The sequence below is a fragment of the Bacillus cereus group sp. MYBKT14-1 genome, from assembly GCF_051915185.1.
In the GTDB taxonomy this organism is placed as follows: Bacteria; Bacillota; Bacilli; order Bacillales; family Bacillaceae_G; genus Bacillus_A; species Bacillus_A cereus.
Window position 1 is genome coordinate 1,058,084 of sequence record NZ_JBQAEF010000001.1, and the last position, 24,118, is coordinate 1,082,201.

Sequence of the window (24,118 nt, forward strand, 5' to 3'; positions counted from 1 at the left end):
TACTATGTTCCTTACATATTAAAGTTTTTAGAAAGAATCATATGTAAGCATAATAAGGGAGAAAAGTTGATTTTTTATTTCTAAAAACTGTATATTGAAGAGGAATATTCCTATATACGTAAAGGAGGGCTATAAATGAAACTAATGGAACAACAACTACATGAGTTAGGTGGTTTGCGCGTACATATTATTCCGACTGATAAATATAAAACGAATACCTTTGTATTTCGTTTTAAAGCGCCTTTAAATGAGGAGACGGTGACAGAGCGTGCCCTATTGCCATACGTATTGCAAAGTGCGACAGAAAAATTACCTTCTGTAATTCGTCTTCGTCAATATTTAGAAGAATTATACGGATCTTCTTTAGCGGTAGATGTAAGTAAAAAAGGGGAAGACCATATTATCTCCATTTATGTAGACATTGCAAATGAAGTTTATTTACATGATGCACCACCGTTATTTGAAAAAGCGCTTTCTATGTTGTCAGATATTGTGTTACATCCAGCAACGGAGGGGAACGGTTTCCTATCTTCTATCGTAGAAAGTGAAAAAAGAGCACTGTTACAGAGAATTGAAGCTACTTATGATGATAAAATGCGTTATGCAAACGAGCGTTTAATTGAAGAAATGTGCAAAGTAGAACCGTATCGTTTAAGTGCAAATGGAAAAAAAGAGAGTGTTATGTCTATTACAAATGAAAGTTTGTATCAATATTATCAAAAGGTGTTAGCGGAAGATGAAATGGATCTATATATTATTGGTGATATTTCAGAAAACGCCGTTGATCTTGTAAGTAAGTATTTTTCTATTTCAACTCGTCCAGTGAGAGAAAGAAATGTACTCCTTCATAGACGAAATAATGAAGAAAAAGAAGTTGTTGAAAAACAAGAATTAAAACAAAGTAAATTACACATCGGTTATCGTACATTTGTCACATATAAAGATGAAGATTATTTTGCATTGCAATTGTTCAATGGATTGTTTGGTGGCTTTTCTCATTCGAAGTTATTCGTAAATGTGCGTGAAAAAAATAGTTTAGCGTACTATGCAGCATCGCGCTTTGAAAGTCATAAAGGTTTATTATTTGTTATGTCAGGAATCGAAGCGAAAAATTATGAAAAAGCAGTTGAGATTATTAAAGAACAAATGCTTGCGATGCAAAACGGAGAGTTTTCTGAAGAAGAAATACATCAAACAAAAAGTGTCATCCAAAATCAAATATTAGAGGCAATTGATACACCACGTGGCTTTGTAGAAATGCTATATCATGGTATTATTTCAGATCGTACACGTCCAGTTGAAGAATGGCTTACAGGTATAGAAAGTGTGACGAAAGAAGAAATTGTAAAAGTTGCTAAAAATATTGAACTAGATACAATTTACTTTTTACAAGGAACGGAGGGAGAGTAAATGGAGAAAATTGTTTATGAGCAATTAAAAGAAACACTTTATTATGAAAAACTTCCTAATGGATTAGATGTATACGTTTTACCGAAACAAGGATTTAATAAAACATTTGCGACGTTTACGACGAAATATGGTTCTGTAGATAATACATTTGTACCATTAGGGAAAGAAGAAATGATTCGTGTGCCTGATGGAATTGCACATTTTCTTGAGCATAAATTATTTGAAAAAGAAGATCACGATGCTTTCCAATTGTTTAGTAAACAAGGAGCATCGGCAAATGCTTTTACATCCTTTACACGAACAGCTTACCTTTTTTCATGTACTTCAAACGTAGAACAAAATTTAAATACATTGCTAAACTTCGTGCAAGAGCCTTATTTCTCTGAAAAAACGGTTGAAAAAGAGAAGGGGATAATTGGGCAAGAAATTCAAATGTATCAAGATAACCCAGATTGGCGTTTGTACTTCGGGTTAATTGATAGCTTGTTTGTAAAACACCCAATTAAAATTGATATTGCAGGGACAATCGAATCTATTAGTAAAATTACGAAAGATTTATTGTATGAATGTTATGAAACATTTTATCATCCGAGCAATATGTTATTATTTGTTGTGGGTGCAATTGATCCAGAGAAAACAATGGATTTAGTACGTGAAAATCAAGCGAAAAAAGATTATAAAAACCAGCCAGAAATTGTGCGTTCATTTGAAGAAGAACCAAATGAGGTAAATGAAAAGAAAAAAATTATTTCAATGCCTGTGCAAACACCGAAATGTTTAGTTGGTATTAAAGCGACTAATTTAAAGGAAAAGGGGCAAGCGCTTTTAAAACAAGAAATTGCGCTTACGTTACTCTTAGATTATTTATTTGGGAAAAGTTCTGTTCATTACGAAACTTTATATAATGAAGGGCTTATTGATGATTCATTCTCGTATGACTATACAGAAGAAAATAACTTCGGTTTTGCAATGGTTGGCGGTGATACGAAACAACCTGATGAATTGGCAAATCGTTTAAAAGATATTTTATTAAAAACAGATTATGATCAATTAGATGCGGCGGCATTAGAACGAGTGAAGAAAAAGAAAATTGGTGGTTTTTTACGCTCGTTGAATTCACCAGAATATATTGCAAATCAATTTACACGATACGCGTTTAATGAATCTAGCCTATTTGACGCATTGACTGTATTAGAAGGACTAACCGTTCAAGACTTACAAGAAGTAGCGAAATTATTGTTATCAGAAGACAAAATGAGTATTTGTCAGGTGTTACCGAAAAAATAAAATTAAAAAGATACCCTCATCTTATCATTGAAAAATTGTAAGATGAGGGTATTATTTAGTTATGTGAAAATTGAACTTGTAGAGATAAGAGAGGGACTTTATGAAAAAGTATGCGTTAGTAACTGGAGGGAGCGGAGGAATTGGCTCTGCTATTTCGAAACAATTAATTCAAGATGGATATACAGTTTATGTTCATTACAATAACAGTGAAGAAAAGGTATTGGAATTGCAGAAGGCATGGGGAGAAGTTATCCCTGTTCAAGCGAATTTAGCTTCTAGTGATGGAGCAGAGCAATTGTGGGGACAAATTGAACATCCTATTGATGTTATTGTATACGCAGCTGGGAAGAGTATTTTTGGACTAGTAACAGATGTAACAAACGATGAATTGGATTATATGGTAGAACTTCAAGTGAAGAACGTATATAAATTACTTTCTATGGCACTTCCGCCTATGATCGGGAGAAGAAGTGGTAATATTGTAATTGTTTCATCTATATGGGGACAAATAGGGGCTTCTTGTGAAGTGCTTTATTCAATGGTAAAAGGGGCACAAAATTCATATGTGAAAGCTTTAGCGAAAGAAGTTTCTTTAAGTGGATTACGTGTGAATGCAGTAGCACCAGGAGCAATTGAAACGGAAATGTTAAGTGTTTTTTCTGAAGAAGATAAAATGGGAATTGCTGAAGATATACCATTAGGTAGAATAGGATTACCAGAAGAAGTAGCGAAAACAGTTTCATTCCTCGTATCACCAGGAGCGTCTTACATAACTGGACAAATTATCGGAGTGAATGGCGGTTGGCACTGCTAAAAAATTCTTACATAAAAAATGAATAGTTGCACAAATTAAGGATGATTTTATTACTCAATAGTGAGGTGCTTAATTATGTCAGTATTAGATAATTTTGATCAGTGGAAGAGCTTTTTAGGAGAACGTTTAGAGCAAGCGCAAGACAAAGGTTTAGATGGCGGTGCGGTATCAGATATGGCGTTTCGTGTTGGCGACTATCTTGCTAATGAGGTAGAAGGACGCAATGACCAAGAGAAATTATTAGCTGAGCTTTGGAAAGTTGCTGATGAACAGGAGCAACATACAATTGCAAATTTAATGGTTAAGTTCGTACAACATAAGTAAAAGTAGAGAGGAGATTCTCCTCTCTACTTTTTTTGTATAATAATTACACAGGGTAGATTATACATTTAGCTTCCCTATTAAGGTGAAATCATATAATATAGTACGTAGGTGTAAAGTAAGCAAGGGGAGTGATCTTGGATGATTGAATGGTATTTTGAATATGAAATACATAAAAACCGACCTGGCTTGCTTGGTGACGTTTCTTCGTTAATCGGTATGCTCGGCATTAATATTGTCACAATTAATGGTGTAGATAATGCACGACGTGGGTTACTTCTTATGTGTGATAATCAAGAGCAAATCTCTAGACTTGAATCAATTTTAAATACGATGGATAACATAACGGTAACGAAATATCGTCCGCCCAAGCTAAGAGATAAGCTAGCGGTTAGACATGGTAGGTACATACAACGAGATGCAGATGATAAGAAAACATTTCGATTTGTGCGTGATGAATTAGGCCTACTTGTAGACTTTATGGCAGAAATTATGAAAAAAGAAGGCCATAAACTAATTGGGATACGCGGAATGCCTCGTGTCGGAAAAACAGAATCCATTGTTGCTGCAAGTGTTTGTGCAAATAAAAGGTGGTTATTTGTATCATCTACTCTTATTAAGCAAACTGTTCGTAGTCAATTAATTGAAGATGAGTATAGCGATGACAATATTTTCATCCTAGATGGAATTGTGTCAACGAAGCGTGCTAACGAAAGACATTGGCAGCTCGTTCGTGAAATTATGAGATTGCCTGCAACGAAAGTTGTGGAACATCCTGATGTATTTGTGAGTCAGTCAGAATACACATTGGATGATTTTGATTATATTATCGAGTTGCGTAACGATTATGATGAAGAAATTCAATATAATTTAGTAGATGAAATTGAGCAAGGTACGCAAAATAATTTCTCTATGTTTGACTTTTAAAGAAATATTGAGGTGTTAGTAGTGACGGAATTGGGACAAAAGCTGAAAGAAGCAAGAGAAGCGAAAGGCTTGTCTATTGATCAGCTGCATGAGATTACAAAAATTCAAAAACGCCATTTAGTGGCAATTGAAGAAGGCAATTATGATGTATTGCCAGGAGCTTTTTATGCGCGTGCATTCATTAAACAATACGCAGATGCGGTTGGATTAAATGGAGAGGAACTGCTCGTAGAACATCAGAGTACGATACCACAATCTGAAAAGCGTGAAGTTCCACAAGTATCAACGGGACAAAAAACACAAGAAACAATGCAAAAATCTTCATCATGGCCAATTGCAGATCACATGCCGAAAATCTTAGTTGCGCTGTTAGTGATCGCAGTTGGAGTGGTAATCTGGTTTGTGTTTCAAGCGTTAACTGGAAAAGATGATGAAAAAGTTCCGAGTGCTCAAAGTGAGAAAATTGAAGTTCAAAAAGCGAAAGATTCTCCGTTAGATACGAAGAAAGATGAAGTGAAAGCGGAAGAGCCAAAAAAAGAGGAACCAAAGAAAGAAGAACCAAAGAAAGAGGAGCAACCAGCACAACCAACTGGACAGCAAGAAGTGAAAGTAGTTGGAACAACTGGAAAGGTATCTACTTTGGAAATTCATAATAATAAAACATTAGAACTGGAATTATCGGGTAAAGGTGCGAGTTATGTAGATGTTAAAGATGATGCTGGGAATGTGATTCTAAACGCTACAGTACAAGAGGGCCAAATAGAAAAACGTGATGTATCAACATTAAAAGAAGTGCGACTTAATATTGGAAATGCAACGAATGTTGAAGTTAAACTGAATGGCCAAGTGGTCGCTTATCCATTGGATCCAGAAAAAGAACTTCACCAAAGATTGGTGATAAAAAACCAAGGGATAGAGCAACCTGCACAATAACAGTCATCGCTTCGATGACTTTTTTTCGATGAACAAATGTTTTTGATATGATGGAGGAATAGCTGTGAATTTACCAAATAAAATTACAATATCTAGAATCTTCTTAATTCCAATTTTTATGGTAATTATGTTAGCACCCTTTGATTGGGGTTCATACAAAATTGGTGATGTTGATTTACCGATTCAACATTTAGTGGGGGCACTTATCTTTATCATTGCTTCAGCTACAGATTGGATTGATGGACATTACGCAAGAAAATATAATCTTGTAACGAATTTAGGGAAGTTTCTTGACCCGTTAGCTGATAAATTACTTGTTTCGGCAGCACTTATTACATTGGTAGAGATGCAATATGTACCGGCTTGGATTGTTATTGTAATTATCAGTCGTGAGTTTGCGGTAACTGGTTTACGTCTTGTACTTGCTGGAACAGGGGAAGTAGTTGCAGCAAACCAGCTAGGAAAAATTAAGACATGGACACAAATTATTGCGATTGCAGCATATTTATTACACGATGTACCTTTAAATTTAATCCATATTCCAGTTGCGGATATCTTCATATGGATTGCATTAATCTTTACTGTTATTTCAGGATGGGATTATTTCTGGAAAAATAGAGCTGCTTTTGTAAACTCAAAATAGAAGTTTATGGGGGAATTGGGATGAATGCTGAGATTATTGCGGTTGGAACTGAATTATTACTTGGACAAATTGCAAATACAAATGCCCAGTTTTTATCTGAAAAGTTAGCTTCAATCGGAATTAACGTGTACTATCATACTGTTGTTGGTGATAATAATAAGCGATTGCAAAAGGCGATTGAAGCTGCGGAAGAACGTGCTGATATACTTATTTTTACAGGTGGATTAGGACCGACAAAAGATGATTTAACGAAAGAAACGATAGCTGCTAGTTTAGATGAAGAGCTTGTGTATGATGAAAAGGCATTAGCCTTAATAAGTAATTACTTTAAGCGTACAGGCCGTGAATTTACGGAGAATAATAAAAAGCAAGCGCTCGTTTTAAATGGAGCAACAGTATTTGCAAATGACCACGGTATGGCGCCGGGTATGGGGGTAAATAAGAACGGAAAAGTTTATATTTTATTACCAGGGCCGCCAAAAGAAATGAAACCAATGTATGTAAGTTACGTAGAGCCTTTTTTACGTAATTTTACAACAGGAGAAAACATTTATTCTCGTGTGCTTCGTTTCTTCGGCATTGGGGAGTCCCAATTAGAGGTGAAAGTTCAAGATTTAATTGATGGACAAACAAACCCAACAATTGCCCCGTTAGCAAATGATGGAGAAGTGACATTACGTTTAACCGCTAAGCATCAAAATGTTAGCGAAGCGGAGAAACTAATTCAACATGTGGAAGATTTGATTTTAGAAAGAGTAGGAGAATTTTTCTACGGATATGACCAAGAATTTTTGCATTATAAGGCAATCGAGTTATTGAAGAGAAAAGGGTTAACTTTAGCGTGTGCAGAAAGTTTAACAGGTGGTCTTTTTGGAAATCAAGTAACTGAAAACGCTGGTGTTTCTTCTGTGTTTAAAGGCGGTGTCATTTGTTATCATAATGATGTGAAGCAATATGTTTTACGTGTGCCTGAAGAAGTGTTGCATACTGATGGTGCAGTTAGTAAAGAATGTGCTCGTTATCTTGCTGAAAATGTTAAGGATGTACTAAAAGCGGATATTGGAATTAGTTTCACTGGGGTAGCAGGGCCAGATGCTTCAGAACAGAAAGAACCAGGAACAGTATTTGTTGGGCTTTCGATTAAGGATGAACCAACTGTAGTCTTTCCTCTTAATTTAAGCGGAAGTCGTCAACAAATTAGAGAACGAACAGCAAAATATGGATTTTATCATTTATATAAAAAGCTAGAAGAGATATAAGTTTCTTCTAGTTTTTTTACGGTTAAATTTAGATATTATTTGATAGAAAATAAAAAAATCGAATAAATGTTCGATTTTTGTTGGCAAATTGAATTGAAAATAGGTATAATAAGATTAGCAATTCAGTTAAGGAGGAATTTTGAATGAGTGATCGTCAAGCAGCGTTAGATATGGCGTTAAAACAAATAGAGAAGCAATTCGGTAAAGGTTCAATTATGAAATTAGGAGAACAAGCGGAGCGTAGAGTTTCTACGGTTTCTAGTGGTTCTTTAGCACTTGATGTGGCACTAGGGGTAGGCGGATATCCACGTGGCCGTATTATCGAAATTTACGGACCTGAAAGTTCAGGTAAAACGACAGTTTCATTACATGCAATTGCAGAAGTACAACGTCAAGGTGGACAAGCAGCATTCATCGATGCGGAGCACGCAATGGATCCTGTATATGCACAAAAATTAGGCGTTAACATAGATGAATTACTATTATCACAGCCTGATACAGGGGAGCAAGGATTAGAAATCGCGGAAGCACTTGTACGAAGTGGTGCGGTTGACATTATCGTAATTGACTCTGTAGCAGCTCTTGTACCGAAAGCAGAGATTGAAGGCGACATGGGTGACTCACACGTAGGTTTACAAGCACGTTTAATGTCACAAGCACTTCGTAAGCTTTCAGGAGCAATCAACAAATCAAAAACAATTGCAATCTTTATTAACCAAATTCGTGAAAAAGTTGGGGTTATGTTCGGAAACCCAGAAACAACTCCAGGTGGTCGTGCGTTGAAATTCTATTCAACTGTTCGTCTTGAAGTGCGTCGTGCGGAGCAATTAAAGCAAGGTAACGACATCGTTGGTAATAAAACAAAAGTAAAAGTAGTGAAAAATAAAGTAGCACCACCATTCCGTGTTGCTGAAGTTGATATTATGTACGGAGAAGGTATTTCAAGAGAAGGTGAAATCTTGGATATGGCTTCTGAGCTTGATATCGTTCAAAAGAGCGGTGCTTGGTATTCTTATAATGAAGAACGCCTAGGACAAGGTCGTGAAAATTCGAAGCAGTTCTTAAAAGAAAATACAGATTTAAGAGAAGAAATTGCTTTCTTTATTCGTGAGCATCACGGAATTAGTGAAGATTCTGGTGCTGAGGGCGCAGAAGATTCAACTCTTCTTGATTAAAAAAATAAAAGACACGGCCTCGTGTCTTTTATTTTTTTATCTACTATTAAGGAGCATAATACTATAGATAAAAAATATTTTTTTACTTCAAATGCGTTGTGTAAAGAGGGATATATAAATATTTTAAGTAAAAGAAATGGGAATTACTAAGGTTTTCCAGTATAGTAGGCTCCTTACTTTTAAAATTTAGGTCACATTCAAGGCTGAAGGCAAAGAAAGTAAAAGTAGACAACGCTTGACAATGAAAATTACGATAGATACAATGAGAATGTATATTTTTTCTTATATACAATATACTCTTCTCAAGAAGAGAAGTAATATTCGGAGTAAGGTTTAAATCTTACCGAAATAATAATATGACATTTTAATTGTGAAATGAAGAAAGTCCCTTAAAAAAGCGGGACGACGGTCTTTGCTGTATGTTGTAATTCAATGTACATGCCGACAGTCTTTTTTCATTCATAGCAAGGGGAGGTGAAATCATGACGAGTACAGTTTGGATACTCATCTCCATTTTGCTTGCAACAGTCGGTGCAGTTGTTGGCTTTTTTGTTCGAAAGTCTATTGCTGAAGCGAAGATTAATGGTGCGGCTAATGAAGCGAGACGTATTTTAGACGAAGCGAATCGTGATGCTGAAGCACTTAAGAAAGAAGCGCTTTTAGAAGCAAAGGATGAAATTCATACACTTCGTACAGAAGCTGAATTAGAAATTCGTGACCGTAGAAGCGAATTACAAAAACAAGAAAATCGTTTAATGCAAAAAGAAGAGAACCTTGATCGTAAAGACGAAACGCTCGATAAACGCGAGCAACAGTTAGAGAAGAAAGAGGAATCTCTTGTAGCGAGACAACAACAGATTGAAGAGTTGGAAAGCAAAGTGGGAGAGTTAGTTCAAAAGCAACAAACAGAATTAGAGCGCATTTCCAATCTGACACGCGAACAAGCGAAAGCAATTATTCTTGGTAAAGTAGAAAGTGAAGTTTCTCATGAAATCGCTGTTATGGTAAAAGAAAGTGAAGTTCGCGCGAAAGAAGAAGCGGATAAGAAAGCAAAAGAGATTTTATCTCTTGCAATGCAAAGATGTGCAGCTGATCATGTTGCTGAAACAACCGTTTCGGTTGTAAATCTTCCAAATGACGAAATGAAGGGACGTATTATCGGGCGTGAAGGTCGTAATATTCGTACGTTAGAAACGTTAACGGGTATTGACTTAATTATCGATGATACACCAGAGGCAGTAATCCTTTCTGGATTCGACCCAATTCGTCGTGAAACAGCTCGTATCGCTCTTGATAAACTAGTACAGGACGGACGTATTCACCCAGCGCGTATTGAAGAGATGGTCGAAAAATCAAGACGTGAAGTGGACGAGTATATTCGCGAAGTCGGAGAGCAAACAACGTTTGAAGTGGGTGTTCACGGATTACATCCAGATTTAATTAAAATTTTAGGTCGTTTAAAATACCGTACAAGTTATGGTCAAAACGTCTTAAAACACTCTATGGAAGTTGCATATTTAACTGGACTTATGGCGGCAGAGCTTGGCGAGGATGAAAAACTAGCAAGACGTGCAGGTCTATTACATGATATCGGAAAAGCGATTGACCATGAAGTAGAAGGAAGCCACGTTGAAATTGGTGTTGAACTTGCAACGAAATATAAAGAGCATCCTGTAGTTATAAACAGTATCGCATCTCACCATGGTGACACAGAACCAACTTCTATCATTGCAGTTTTAGTTGCAGCAGCAGATGCTTTATCAGCTGCAAGACCGGGAGCTCGTAGTGAAACACTTGAAAACTATATTCGTCGTCTTGAAAAGTTAGAAGAGATTTCAGAGTCTTATGAAGGCGTTGAAAAGTCATTTGCAATTCAAGCAGGACGTGAAGTTCGTATTTTGGTAAAACCAGATACAATCGATGACTTAGAAGCTCATCGTTTAGCTCGTGATATCCGAAAACGTATTGAAAATGAACTGGATTACCCAGGACATATTAAAGTAACTGTTATTCGTGAAACACGTGCAGTGGAATACGCAAAATAAAGTGGTGAAACACCACTTTATTTTTTTGTGTTGGAATTGGATAAAATAAAGACAGTTAGTTATATAGTATAAAAGTGAAACAAACTTATAATAAACATATTATAAGGAATTTACTTGATGCTATAGCAATAAAAAATGCAGTACATAGAAAGGGTAAGACATATGAGAATATTATTTGTTGGGGATGTAGTAGGATCTCCTGGTAGAGGTATGATTCAACAATACGTACCGGCATTAAAGAAAAAATATACACCTACAGTAACAATCATTAATGGAGAAAACGCAGCAGGTGGCCGTGGGATTACAGAAAAAATATATCGAAACTTTTTAGAATGTGGGGCGCAAGCAGTTACACTTGGAAACCACGCTTGGGATAATCGTGAAGTATTTGAATTCATCGATGATGCAAAATATCTTGCAAGACCAGCTAACTTCCCAGAAGGAACTCCAGGAAAAGGACTTATCTTTGTGAACTGTAATGGAACAGAAGTTGCAGTTATTAACTTACAAGGACGTACTTTCCTTCCTCCGATTGATTGTCCATTCCGTAAAGTGGATGAATTAATTAATATTGCGAAAAAACGTACGAATATTATCTTTGTTGACTTCCATGCGGAAACTACAAGTGAAAAACAAGCGCTAGGTTGGTATGTAGATGGACGTGCTACAGCAGTAGTAGGTACGCATACGCATGTCCCTACAGCAGATAACCGTATTTTACCAAGCGGAACGGCATACATTACAGATGTTGGAATGACAGGGCCGTATGATGGAATATTAGGTATGGATAGAGAAGCAGTATTGAAGAAGTTTTTAACAAACTTACCAGTACGATTTGAAGTAACAAATGGTAGAACGCAATTAAGTGCAGTGTTAATTGATGTGGATCCAAATACAGGAAAAGCAAAGAAAATTGAACGTATTTTAATTAATGACGATCAACCATTTTTTGAGTAAATTCCCGTTAAATTTTAGATAAGTTATTATATTTTAATTTTTTAGAAAAATTACGAAAATTTAGCAGGAATACGCGCTATTCCTCGTGAATATAAGTTAAAGTGAAATAATTGCTAATACTTTTTAAAGAAACGAGGAGGAAACGCGGAATGGAAATATTAAAAGTTAAAGCAACGTCGGTCCCTAATTCTGTAGCTGGTGCACTTGCAGGTGTTATTCGCGAACGCGGAACAGCAGAAATTCAAGCTATTGGTGCAGGTGCATTGAACCAAGCGGTAAAGGCAGTAGCAATCGCAAGAGGATTTGTAGCGCCTAGTGGTTTGGACCTGATTTGTATCCCAGCGTTTACAGATATTATGATTGATGGCGAAGAGCGTACAGCAATAAAATTAATTGTAGAACCTCGTTAAGTTTTAAACAACCTGTTTGCAGTATGCAAACAGGTTGTTTTTATAATGGAGGAATGAAAATGAAAATTTTTGATGCTCATTGTGACGTGCTTCTTCAGTTATGGAGTGCACAAGGGAAAAGGAATTTTAACGATGATTCACAATTACATATTACATTTGAACAGTTAAAGAGAAGAAAAGGAAGTATACAATGTTTTGCTATATATGTACCAGAAACAGTGGCATATGAAAACCGATTTGAAGCAGCATTACAAATGGTAGATATTTTTTATAATGAAATTTTATCCCTACCAGGTGTAAAGTTTATTCAGACAAAAGATGATATTAACATGTTAAAACAGGACGAGGTTGGAGCGATATTAACACTAGAAGGATGCGAAGCAATTGGAAAAGAAGCAATGAAATTACGGTTGTTGTATCGCCTAGGAGTACGTTCTTTTGGACTAACATGGAATTATGCCAATCTCTTAGCTGATGGTGCGCTAGAGACACGTGGGGCGGGTTTAACGAATTTTGGTAAACAGGTTGTACAAGAACTGAATGCGCTACATGTATGGACTGATGTGTCTCATCTGAATGAAAGAAGTTTTTGGGATGTTATAGAGATTGCAAAAAATCCTATTGCTTCCCACTCAAATTGTATGAAACTTTGCGAGCACCCACGTAATTTAAACGATGAACAACTTAAAGCTCTTATAAAGAAAAATGGCATGATCGGTGTCACTTTTGTACCGCAGTTTCTAACGAATGAAAATGAAGCAAATATAACAGATATAGTAAGACATATCGAATATATTTGTTCATTAGGTGGAGAGTACAATATAGGATTTGGTTCAGATTTTGATGGGATTTTAGAAACAGTTGTAAATGTATCAGTTTATCGAGATTATGAAAATGTAATGAATGAGCTTTGTAAACACTATGCTGCATCTACTGTAGAACGATTTTTATATGATAATTTTGTAGAACATATGAGTTTTTAAGTTTTGGTTTAAAATTCAGAAAAATTAAAATTAATTCATTTGATTTTATTGCTTTTTTTAAGACCTAATACTAGAATGAAAAACAAAATAGCTTTATACTAAAGATTCAGGGAAATCAGAAGAGGCATAATTTGCGTCCGTTGTAGTTTATTTGCATAAAAAATGCTAAACTATTACTGTAAAAAAATACACTACAATGAATGCAGCCAAAAGGGGTGTAGGAGATGATTAGTCAACTTTCATGGAAAGTTGGAGGCCAACAAGGTGAAGGAATTGAAAGTACAGGAGAAATCTTCTGTATTGCATTAAACCGATTAGGATATTACCTATACGGTTACCGCCACTTCTCATCACGTATAAAAGGCGGCCATACAAATAATAAAATTCGTGTAAGTACAACAGAAGTACGAGCGATCTCAGATGATTTAGATATTTTAATTGCTTTTGACCAAGAAACAATTGATTTTAATTTCCACGAACTACGTCCGGGCGGGATTGTAGTTGCAGATGCGAAATTTAATCCGACAATACCTGACAATACAGATGTAAATCTGTATGTGATACCGTTTACAGATATTGCTTCAGAATTAGGTACATCATTAATGAAAAACATGGTTGCTGTTGGAGCATCAAGTGCAGTATTAGGATTAGATGAAACAGCTTATTTAGATGTTGTTGAAGAAATCTTTGGTCGTAAAGGAGAGCAAGTCGTTCAAAAGAATATGGACGCAATTAAACGTGGCTCTCAATATATGAAAGAATTACTAGGTGAGAAAGTAAACATGATGCAGCTTGAAAAAGCTGATGGTAAAAAACGCATGTTTATGATTGGGAACGATGCAATCGCATTTGGTGCGGTAGCTGGTGGTGCTCGTTTTATGTCAGCATACCCAATCACACCTGCATCAGAAATTATGGAATACTTAATTAAAAAATTACCGAAAGTCGGCGGAACAGTAATCCAAACTGAGGATGAAATCGCAGCTTGTACAATGGCAATCGGTGCAAACTATGCTGGTGTTCGTACATTAACGGCATCTGCTGGTCCAGGTCTTTCATTAATGATGGAAGCAATCGGTTTAGCAGGTATTACAGAAACTCCATTAGTAATTGTTGATACACAACGTGGCGGCCCAAGTACAGGATTACCAACTAAGCAAGAACAGTCTGACTTAATGGCGATGATTTACGGTACGCATGGTGAAATTCCAAAAATCGTAATGGCGCCAAGTACAGTTGAAGAAGCTTTCTATGACATTGTAGAAGCATTTAACTTATCTGAAGAATATCAAGTTCCTGTTATTTTCTTAACAGATTTACAGCTTTCTTTAGGAAAACAAACAGTAGAACCACTTAAATTAGATAAAGTGGAAATTCGTCGTGGTAAGCTTGATTTAGAAGTAGAATTACCAGAACGTGAAAATAAAGCATACTTCAAGCGTTATGAAGTAACAGAAGACGGCGTTTCACCACGTGTTTTACCTGGTATGAAAAATGGTGTTCACCATGTTACAGGTGTAGAACATGATGAAACTGGAAAACCATCGGAATCAGCAATAAACCGTAAAGATCAAATGGACAAACGTTTCCGTAAAATGGAGAACTTGAAGTTTAATACCCCTGTTTATAAAAATGTTAAGCATGAAGAAGCAGACGTATTGCTTGTTGGATTTAACTCAACTCGTGGTGCGATCGAAGAGGCAATGACGCGTTTAGAACAAGAGGGTATGAAAGTAAACCATGCTCATGTGCGTTTAATTCACCCGTTCCCAACAGCTGAAATCGTTCCACTTGTGAAAAAGGCGAAGCGTGTTGTAGTAGTAGAAAACAATGCAACAGGTCAGCTTGCTAACATTATGAAAATGAATCTTGGTAATGGTGAGAAAATTTCTAGTCTTTTAAAATATGATGGAAACCCATTCTTGCCGAAAGAGATTTACAACGAATGCAAAAAAGGGGTTGTATTAAATGGCAACATTTAAGGACTTTCGTAACAGTGTAAAGCCAAACTGGTGCCCAGGTTGCGGAGACTTCTCAGTGCAAGCTGCAATTCAACGTGCGGCAGCTAACGTTGGCCTAAATCCAGATGAACTTGCTGTTATTTCTGGTATCGGCTGTTCAGGCCGTATTTCAGGTTATATTAATTCATATGGTGTGCATAGTATTCATGGTCGTGCCCTTCCAATTGCGCAAGGTGTGAAAATGGCAAATCGTGATTTAACAGTTATCGCTTCAGGTGGTGACGGTGATGGATTTGCGATTGGTATGGGTCATACAATCCATTCTATTCGTCGTAATATCGACATTACGTACATCGTAATGGATAACCAAATTTACGGATTAACAAAAGGGCAAACTTCACCACGTAGTGAAGCTGGATTTAAAACGAAAAGCACACCACAAGGTTCAATTGAACCATCACTAAATGTAATGGAAATGGCCTTAACAGCTGGTGCGACATTTGTGGCGCAAAGCTTTTCGAGTGATTTAAAAGAATTAACACAAATTATTGAAGCTGGTATTAACCATAAAGGATTTTCATTAATTAACGTATTTAGCCCATGTGTTACTTACAATAAAGTAAATACTTACGATTGGTTTAAAGAGAATTTAACGAAACTAAGCACAGTAGAGGGATATGATCCATCTAATCGCATGATGGCTATGCAAACTTTAATGGAAAATAACGGTTTAGTAACAGGGTTAATTTATCAAAATACTAAGCAACCATCATATCAAGAACTTGTTAAAGGCTATAGTGAAGAGCCTTTAGTGAAATCTGATTTAAATATGGATCAGAAAATGTTTGATGAGCTTGTTGCTGAATTTATGTAATGTAAGAAGAGGAGGTTGCCGATTTGGTAACCTTTTTTTATGTACAAAAATATAGGGTAGTCTTATTTACTTAGAAAATTCAGAATGATAAAATAATATATAAATCGTTGTATGAAAATGGCAAGTTCATTGCTTATGAAATGTAAGATAATAAAGGGCCTCTTTATTGTTAAAATTGGCGAAATACATCATACTATGGTAATGTTTATAGGGATAAAGCAATATGCTTTTTGGTAGGACAACAAGAAATGATAAAAAGGGAATGTCTATTTGCGTGGGGAAGACTTCATTCTTATGAATGATTAGATTGATTACTCAAGTTTCAAAGGACAAGTTATCTCTCAAGCTATCTAACCATTTTTGAGGTGAGTCTAGGCGCATTAAAATGGACTATAGAGTATGTATAGTTAAGGGTGAAAGGAGATTACCGATGAACGAGCAACAACGATTAGCAAGTCAACAAGCAAATTCCTCTACGAAAAAAGAAGAGAAAGATTATAGTAAATACTTTGAAAGTGTATATCAACCACCTTCCTTAAAGGATGCGAAAAAGCGCGGGAAAGAAGAAGTTAAAATTGAACGGGATTTTGGCTTACCTGAAGAGTTTCGCAATTTTGGTACAGGAAGAAAGTTCTATATTCGTACATATGGTTGTCAAATGAATGAGCATGATACGGAAGTAATGGCAGGCATTTTCACCGCACTTGGATATGAACCAACTTTTTCAACTGAGGATGCAGATGTAGTTTTATTAAACACTTGTGCAATTCGTGAAAATGCTGAAAATAAGGTGTTTGGTGAGCTAGGCCATTTAAAGTCACTCAAACGAAGAAATCCAGACCTTTTAATTGGTGTATGTGGTTGTATGTCTCAAGAGGAATCTGTTGTAAATAAAATTATGCAAAAAAATCAGCATGTAGATATGGTATTTGGAACGCATAATATTCATAGATTACCGTACATTCTAAAAGATGCGATGTTCTCGAAAGAGACGGTAGTTGAAGTATGGTCAAAAGAAGGTGACGTAATTGAAAACCTTCCGAAAGTACGTCGTGGTGATATTAAAGCTTGGGTAAATATTATGTATGGCTGTGATAAATTCTGTACGTATTGTATTGTACCGTATACACGCGGAAAAGAGCGAAGTAGACGTCCAGAAGATATTATCCAAGAGATTCGTCATTTAGCTGCAAATGGTTATAAAGAAATTACTTTACTTGGTCAAAACGTAAATGCATATGGTAAAGACTTTGAAGATATAGAATACGGTCTTGGCGATTTAATGGACGAACTTCGTAAAGTTGATATTGCCCGTATTCGTTTTACAACGAGCCATCCACGTGATTTCGATGATCACTTAATTGAAGTGCTTGGCAAAGGTGGCAACCTAGTAGAACATATTCATTTACCAGTTCAATCTGGAAGTACGGATATGCTGAAAATTATGGCACGTAAATATTCGCGTGAGCATTATTTAGAACTTGTAAGAAAAATTAAAGAAGCAATTCCAGATGCAGTATTAACAACAGATATTATCGTTGGTTTTCCAAATGAAACAGATGAGCAATTTGAAGAAACGATGTCGTTATATCGTGAAGTAGGGTTTGATACTGCCTTTACATTCATTTACTCTCCTCGCGAAGGTACACCAGCTGCAAAAATGAAAGATAATGTACCGATGGAAGTAAAGAAAGAACGTCTTCAACGCTTAAATACACTAGTAAATACGTTGGCAATTGAAAAGAATAGTCGTTACAAAGGTCAAATTGTAGAAGTGTTAGTTGATGGGGAAAGTAAAAATAATCCGGAAGTACTTGCAGGTTATACTCGTACGAATAAACTTGTAAACTTCGTCGCTTCAAAATCTTTAATTGGTCAGCTTGTGAAAGTAAAAATAACGGAAGCAAAAACTTGGTCTCTTAACGGGGAATTAGTTGAAGAGCCGATTGAGGTGAAATAATAGATGAAAGTATATTCGAAAGATGACATTGTTGAACAAGCGAAAGAATTAGCAAAAATGATTTCTGAAACAGAAGAAGTTGATTTTTTTAAGAAAGCAGAGGCGCAAATTCATAAAAATGAAAATGTAAAGCGCGCAATCGATGAAATTAAAGCACTGCAAAAACAAGCAGTAAACTTGCAACATTACGGGAAATGGGAAGCTTTAAAAAAGGTAGAAGCTGAAATTGATGCATTGCAAGATAAGTTAGACAGTATTCCAGTCGTACAACAATTTAAATCTTCACAAACATACGTAAATGACTTATTACAGTTAGTTGCTAGTACAATTTCTAACAACGTAACAGATGAAATATTAATTTCAACTGGTGGCGATGTACTAAAGGGTGAAACTGGCGCAGCGGTAGAAAGTAAAAAAGGAAATTGTGGTTGTTAAAGAGATGTCATATTGACATCTCTTTTTTTGTGGATTAAACGTAAGGTCTTCTCAAAAAAAGAATGACACATTCCGCTATTGTCACGCATATGATTAAGTGAATAGTGATTGAGGAGGGTTACGAATGTCCGAATTTAGAGAGATTATTACAAAAGCAGTGGTTGGAAAAGGACGTAAGTATACAAAGTCAACGCATACATGTGAATCGAATAATGAGCCAACAAGTATTTTAGGGTGCTGGGTAATTAACCACTCGTACGAAGCAAGAAAGAATGGAAAACATGTGGAAATTGAAGGTTTCTATGATGTGAACACTTGGTATTCATTTGATGGAAATACAAAGACTGAAGTTGTAACAGAACGTGTGAACTACACGGACGAAGTAAGTATTGGTTATCGTGATAAAAACTTTTCTGGTGACGATTTAGAAATTATTGCTCGTGTTATTCAGCCGCCAAATTGTTTAGAAGCACTTGTATCACCAAATGGTAATAAAATTGTTGTAACTGTAGAACGTGAATTTGTAACAGAAGTAGTTGGAGAAACGAAAATTTGTGTAAGTGTAAATCCTGAAGGCTGCGTAGAATCAGATGATGATTTCCAAATTGCTGATGATGAATTTGAAGAATTAGATCCGAACTTTATCGTTGATGCAGAAGAAGAGTAATAGAAAGCTAGGGAGAAGTTCTTCCTAGCTTTTTACTTTACATAAGTGGCGCTGAATGAACATGATTCTTTATGAAATATGTTATAATGAAGAAAGACTCCTGAAATAGGAGATAAGAGTGTCCGTGAAATGCGACATATATGAAAATAGATTATCATGTAAGAATTATGGAGGAAAAGTATGACTCAATATACGCCTATGATACAGCAATATTTAAAGGTTAAGGCAGATTATCAAGATGCCTTTTTATTTTTTCGCTTAGGCGATTTTTATGAAATGTTCTTTGAGGATGCTGTTAAAGCAGCCCATGAACTTGAAATTACATTAACGAGCCGAGATGGTGGTAGTAGTGAACGTATACCAATGTGCGGTGTACCATATCATGCGGCTAAAAACTATATTGAACAACTTGTTGAAAAAGGATATAAAGTAGCTGTTTGTGAGCAAGTAGAAGATCCGAAAACAGCTAAAGGTGTAGTACGTCGTGAAGTAGTACAATTAATTACGCCAGGAACGATGATGGAAGGGCGTACAATTGATGAGAAAGAAAACAACTTCTTAGCCGCATTAACACATTTTGAAGATGGATCATATGCATTAGCTTGTAACGACTTAACGACTGGACAAAATACAGTAACGTTACTGACTGGTTCAGTAGAAGATATTTTATTAGAAGTGTATGCAACTGGTTCGAAAGAAATTGTTGTTGATTCTTCATTTTCTAAAGATGAACTAAACAAGTTAACTGAAACATTGAAAATGACGATTTCGTATGAAGATGCAACGGCAATTCCGGAAGGATTAGAACATCTTGTGAAAAATGTTTCACAAGCAAAATTAATTAAAGCAGTTGGACGTTTATTTAACTATGTAATAAGAACGCAAAAACGTTCTTTAGATCATTTGCAACCAGTAGAAATTTATTATACGAATCAATTTATGAAAATTGATGTACATTCAAAGCGAAACTTAGAACTGACAGAAACACTTCGGACGAAAGAAAAAACAGGATCACTATTATGGTTATTGGACAAGACGAAAACAGCTATGGGTGGTCGTATGTTAAAACAGTGGATGGAACGTCCACTTATACAGAAAGAAAGAATTGAAGAGCGTTTAGAAATGGTTGAAACGTTTGTAAATGATTACTTCTTACGTGAAGATTTAAAAGAAAAGTTAAAAGAAGTATATGATTTAGAACGCTTAGCAGGAAAAGTTGCATTTGGTAACGTAAATGCAAGAGACTTATTACAATTAAGACGTTCATTACTTCAAGTGCCAGCTATTTTAGAAGCAATTAGTTTGTTAGATAACGCTTATGCATCGAGATTAATTCAAGGTGCAGATCCATGTGAAAGCTTAACAGAATTACTAGGAAGAAGTATTCAAGAAAACCCACCGCTTTCAATTAAAGATGGAGATATTATTAAAGATGGTTATAATGACAAGCTTGATCAATATCGTTACGTGAGTAAAAACGGGAAAACGTGGATTGCTGAGCTTGAAAAAAGAGAACGTGATATTACTGGAATTAAATCGTTAAAAATCGGATACAACCGTATTTTCGGTTACTACATTGAAGTAACGAAAGCGAATCTTGCAGCACTTCCAGAAGGTCGCTATGAACGTAAACAGACGCTTGCTAATGCTGAACGTTTCATTACAGATGAACTGAAAGAAAAAGAAACGTTAATTTTAGAAGCAGAAGAAAAAATTGTACAACTAGAATACGATTTATTTACAGCGCTTCGTGAAGAAGTAAAAGTATTTATTCCGAAATTACAACATTTAGCAAAAGTAATTAGTGAATTAGACGTACTGCAAAGTTTTGCGACAGTTAGTGAAGAAGAACAGTTTGTAAAACCTGTACTAACAACGAAGCGTGAAATCTTTATTAAAGATGGTCGTCATCCTGTCGTTGAAAAAGTATTGAACGGGAAATTGTATGTACCGAATGATTGTATTATGCCAGAGAAGATGGATGTCTTTTTAATTACAGGACCGAACATGTCTGGTAAAAGTACGTATATGAGACAATTAGCACTTGTAACTGTTATGTCGCAAATCGGTTGTTTCGTACCAGCAACAGAAGCAGTATTACCTGTATTTGATCAAATCTTTACGAGAATTGGTGCAGCGGATGATTTAATATCAGGTCAAAGTACATTTATGGTCGAAATGTTAGAAGCGAAAAATGCAATTGCAAACGCATCAGAAAGAAGTTTAATTTTATTCGATGAAATTGGACGAGGTACATCTACCTATGATGGTATGGCACTTGCACAAGCAATCATTGAACATATTCATGACCAAATTGGTGCAAAAACGTTATTCTCTACGCATTATCATGAATTGACTGTGTTAGAAGAGAGTTTAGATCAACTGAAAAATGTACACGTTTCAGCAATTGAAGAGAATGGAAAAGTAGTATTCCTTCATAAAATTCAAGACGGGGCAGCTGATAAAAGTTACGGAATTCACGTTGCGCAACTTGCAGAGCTTCCAGATAGCTTAATCGCCCGCGCGAAAGAAGTGTTAGCACAGCTAGAAGGACAGGAAGAAATTATTATTCCAAAACGAGTAGAAGTGAAAGTACAAGAAGCTGCTCCAGAACCTGTAGTTGTAAAAGAGGAAATAGCAGAAATACAGGAAACGAAAGTAGAGACTGAAGAAGAATCGCAACTATCTTTCTTTGGAGGAGAACAGTCTTCGAAGAAACAAGACAAACCTCTGCTAGATCAAAAAGAAACAGCAGTATTGGCGCAAATTAAAAAAATCGATTTACTTGATATGACACCTTTAGAAGCGATGAACGAATTGTATCGCTTACAGAAAAAGTTAAAGAAAGGATGAGTAAGTAGATGGGGAAAATTCGCAAACTCGATGACCAACTCTCTAACTTAATTGCGGCAGGGGAAGTAGTAGAGCGCCCTGCTTCAGTCGTAAAAGAACTTGTGGAAAATTCTATCGATGCGAATAGTACATCTATTGAAATCCACTTAGAAGAAGCTGGGTTATCGAAAATTCGTATCATTGATAACGGTGATGGTATTGCAGAAGAAGACTGTATCGTCGCTTTTGAACGCCATGCGACGAGTAAAATTAAAGATGAAAACGATCTGTTTCGCATAAGAACACTCGGTTTCCGCGGTGAGGCATTGCCGAGTATTGCCTCTGTTAGTGAATTAGAATTAATTACTAGCACAGGTGATGCGCCTGGTACACACCTCATAATTAAAGGTGGAGACATTATAAAACAAGAGAAAACTGCGAGCCGAAAAGGAACAGATATTACAGTACAAAACTTATTCTTTAATACTCCAGCGCGTCTTAAATATATGAAAACCATTCATACGGAGCTCGGGAATATTACAGATATCGTGTATCGTATTGCAATGTCACATCCAGAAGTATCGTTAAAACTGTTTCATAATGAAAAGAAATTGCTTCATACATCAGGTAACGGTGATGTAAGACAAGTACTTGCATCGATTTACAGTATTCAAGTTGCGAAGAAGCTTGTTCCAATTGAAGCTGAATCTTTAGATTTTACAATTAAAGGCTATGTAACATTACCAGAAGTAACGAGAGCATCTCGTAATTATATGTCAACGATCGTAAATGGTCGTTACGTTCGAAACTTTGTACTAATGAAAGCAATTCAGCAAGGCTACCATACATTACTGCCAGTTGGCCGGTATCCAATTGGCTTCTTATCGATTGAAATGGATCCAATGCTAGTTGACGTTAACGTACATCCAGCGAAGTTAGAGGTTCGTTTTAGTAAAGAACAAGAATTGCTAAAGCTGATCGAAGAAACATTGCAAGCTGCATTTAAAAAAATACAGCTCATTCCAGATGCAGGCGTAACAACGAAGAAAAAAGAAAAAGACGAAAGTGTGCAAGAACAGTTCCAGTTTGAGCATGCGAAGCCGAAAGAACCATCTATGCCGGACATTGTTTTACCAACTGGCATGGATGCAAAACAAGAAGAACCGCAGGCTGTGAAACAGCCACCACAACTGTGGCAACCGCCGAAACAAGAATGGCAACCACCACAGTCGCTCATAAGAGAAGAACAAAGTTGGCAACCATCCACTAAACCGATAATCGAAGAACCAATTCAAGAAGAGAAATCGTGGGATAGTAATGAAGAGGATTTTGAACTAGAGGAATTAGAAGAAGAAGTTCGGGAAATAAAAGAGATTGAAATGAACGGGAATGACTTACCACCGCTTTATCCAATTGGACAAATGCATGGAACATATATTTTCGCTCAAAATGATAAAGGCTTATATATGATTGACCAGCATGCCGCGCAGGAACGTATTAATTATGAATACTTCCGTGATAAAGTAGGAAGGGTAGCGCAAGAAGTACAAGAGTTACTTGTACCGTACCGTATTGATCTATCTCTTACTGAATTTTTACGTGTCGAAGAACAGTTAGAAGAACTAAAAAAAGTTGGGCTATTTTTAGAACAATTCGGCCATCAATCCTTTATCGTCCGCTCGCATCCAACATGGTTCCCGAAAGGACAAGAAACAGAAATTATCGATGAAATGATGGAGCAAGTTGTCAAACTAAAAAAAGTGGATATTAAAAAGTTACGTGAAGAAGCAGCCATCATGATGAGCTGTAAAGCATCCATTAAAGCGAATCAATATTTAACGAACGATCAAATATTTGCCTTACTGGAAGAATTACGTACAACAACAAACCCATACACATGCCCACACGGAAGACCGATTCTTGTGCATCATTCTACTTATGAGTTGGAGAAGATGTTTAAGAGGGTTATGTAGAGTGAATAAATTATATTTCAAAAGGGAGCAACATTTACTGTTGCTCCCTTTTCATATGTAGATTTAATAGTTAAACGAGAATATGGTGGAGTAATTTTACCGTTTATTTCTTGGTTGTGTTAGCTTAAATTTATCTATGTATAAAAAAGCGCTGTATACAGCACTTTTTAAAATGTGCATGAATTGTATCATTACTAACTAAATAACTATGCATGGTTGAATGTTGCTTCTTATTTAGCTAATTGTTATAAA

At 36.1% G+C, this 24,118-nt stretch carries 20 protein-coding genes; all 20 read left to right on the top strand.

Features of this window, described 5'->3' with window-relative positions; all coding sequences use genetic code 11:
- The first annotated feature begins 135 nt into the window (after positions 1-135).
- The 20 genes from yfmF to mutL all read left to right on the top strand — a co-directional run bounded on the left by yfmF (position 136) and on the right by mutL (position 23,866).
- A complete protein-coding gene (gene yfmF / locus ACTFO4_RS05730) occupies positions 136-1,410 on the top strand; it encodes an EF-P 5-aminopentanol modification-associated protein YfmF (RefSeq protein WP_000772418.1) in 1,275 nt (424 codons plus the stop codon).
- Entirely contained in the window at positions 1,411-2,697 is a 1,287-nt protein-coding gene (gene yfmH, locus ACTFO4_RS05735; RefSeq protein WP_000411976.1) for an EF-P 5-aminopentanol modification-associated protein YfmH, read from the top strand.
- A gap of 100 nt (positions 2,698-2,797) precedes the next feature.
- Positions 2,798-3,511, top strand: coding sequence for an elongation factor P 5-aminopentanone reductase (gene ymfI / locus ACTFO4_RS05740; protein WP_000759604.1), 714 nt, complete (start codon positions 2,798-2,800; stop codon positions 3,509-3,511).
- 75 nt (positions 3,512-3,586) lie between these two features.
- On the top strand, positions 3,587-3,835 hold the full coding sequence (locus tag ACTFO4_RS05745) for a DUF3243 domain-containing protein (RefSeq protein ID WP_000114450.1): 249 nt from the start codon (positions 3,587-3,589) through the stop codon (positions 3,833-3,835).
- Positions 3,836-3,973: 138 nt separating this feature from the next.
- Entirely contained in the window at positions 3,974-4,759 is a 786-nt protein-coding gene (locus tag ACTFO4_RS05750) for a DUF3388 domain-containing protein (RefSeq protein WP_000574107.1), read from the top strand.
- Positions 4,760-4,780: 21 nt separating this feature from the next.
- The gene (locus ACTFO4_RS05755; RefSeq protein ID WP_000137461.1) at positions 4,781-5,692 is read left to right on the top strand and encodes a helix-turn-helix domain-containing protein; all 912 of its coding nucleotides are present in this window, start codon (positions 4,781-4,783) and stop codon (positions 5,690-5,692) included.
- A gap of 64 nt (positions 5,693-5,756) precedes the next feature.
- On the top strand, positions 5,757-6,335 hold the full coding sequence (gene pgsA / locus ACTFO4_RS05760; RefSeq protein ID WP_001052967.1) for a CDP-diacylglycerol--glycerol-3-phosphate 3-phosphatidyltransferase: 579 nt from the start codon (positions 5,757-5,759) through the stop codon (positions 6,333-6,335).
- A gap of 20 nt (positions 6,336-6,355) precedes the next feature.
- Positions 6,356-7,594 (top strand): competence/damage-inducible protein CinA, encoded by a 1,239-nt coding sequence (cinA, locus tag ACTFO4_RS05765; protein WP_000990690.1) that lies wholly within the window; start codon positions 6,356-6,358, stop codon positions 7,592-7,594.
- Positions 7,595-7,737: 143 nt separating this feature from the next.
- On the top strand, positions 7,738-8,769 hold the full coding sequence (gene recA / locus ACTFO4_RS05770) for a recombinase RecA (protein ID WP_001283860.1): 1,032 nt from the start codon (positions 7,738-7,740) through the stop codon (positions 8,767-8,769).
- Between the two features lie 482 nt (positions 8,770-9,251).
- Positions 9,252-10,814, top strand: a complete 1,563-nt coding sequence (gene rny / locus ACTFO4_RS05775) for a ribonuclease Y (protein ID WP_000204911.1) — start codon at positions 9,252-9,254, stop codon at positions 10,812-10,814.
- A gap of 162 nt (positions 10,815-10,976) precedes the next feature.
- Positions 10,977-11,771: a TIGR00282 family metallophosphoesterase gene (locus ACTFO4_RS05780; RefSeq protein WP_001221095.1), complete on the top strand. Its 795-nt coding sequence runs from the start codon at positions 10,977-10,979 to the stop codon at positions 11,769-11,771.
- A 149-nt stretch (positions 11,772-11,920) separates the two neighbouring features.
- The gene (spoVS, locus tag ACTFO4_RS05785; RefSeq protein WP_000404341.1) at positions 11,921-12,181 is read left to right on the top strand and encodes a stage V sporulation protein SpoVS; all 261 of its coding nucleotides are present in this window, start codon (positions 11,921-11,923) and stop codon (positions 12,179-12,181) included.
- Between the two features lie 59 nt (positions 12,182-12,240).
- Positions 12,241-13,164, top strand: coding sequence for a dipeptidase (locus ACTFO4_RS05790; RefSeq protein ID WP_000688045.1), 924 nt, complete (start codon positions 12,241-12,243; stop codon positions 13,162-13,164).
- 224 nt (positions 13,165-13,388) lie between these two features.
- A complete protein-coding gene (locus ACTFO4_RS05795; RefSeq protein ID WP_440013057.1) occupies positions 13,389-15,146 on the top strand; it encodes a 2-oxoacid:acceptor oxidoreductase subunit alpha in 1,758 nt (585 codons plus the stop codon).
- A complete protein-coding gene (locus ACTFO4_RS05800) occupies positions 15,133-15,999 on the top strand; it encodes a 2-oxoacid:ferredoxin oxidoreductase subunit beta (RefSeq protein WP_000190155.1) in 867 nt (288 codons plus the stop codon). The genes ACTFO4_RS05795 and ACTFO4_RS05800 overlap by 14 nt, the downstream gene beginning before the upstream one ends.
- Before the next feature lie 430 nt (positions 16,000-16,429).
- Positions 16,430-17,959 (top strand): tRNA (N6-isopentenyl adenosine(37)-C2)-methylthiotransferase MiaB, encoded by a 1,530-nt coding sequence (gene miaB, locus ACTFO4_RS05805; RefSeq protein WP_001005386.1) that lies wholly within the window; start codon positions 16,430-16,432, stop codon positions 17,957-17,959.
- A gap of 3 nt (positions 17,960-17,962) precedes the next feature.
- Entirely contained in the window at positions 17,963-18,394 is a 432-nt protein-coding gene (locus tag ACTFO4_RS05810) for a RicAFT regulatory complex protein RicA family protein (RefSeq protein WP_000870461.1), read from the top strand.
- 124 nt (positions 18,395-18,518) lie between these two features.
- Positions 18,519-19,061: an outer spore coat protein CotE gene (gene cotE / locus ACTFO4_RS05815; protein WP_001288799.1), complete on the top strand. Its 543-nt coding sequence runs from the start codon at positions 18,519-18,521 to the stop codon at positions 19,059-19,061.
- A 180-nt stretch (positions 19,062-19,241) separates the two neighbouring features.
- Complete coding sequence (mutS, locus tag ACTFO4_RS05820) at positions 19,242-21,914, top strand: DNA mismatch repair protein MutS (protein ID WP_000196021.1); 2,673 nt, start codon at positions 19,242-19,244, stop codon at positions 21,912-21,914.
- An 8-nt stretch (positions 21,915-21,922) separates the two neighbouring features.
- Positions 21,923-23,866 carry a DNA mismatch repair endonuclease MutL gene (gene mutL / locus ACTFO4_RS05825; RefSeq protein ID WP_000516465.1) on the top strand — a complete coding sequence of 648 codons (1,944 nt, stop codon included), beginning with the start codon at positions 21,923-21,925 and terminating at the stop codon, positions 23,864-23,866.
- Positions 23,867-24,118: the final 252 nt, after the last annotated feature.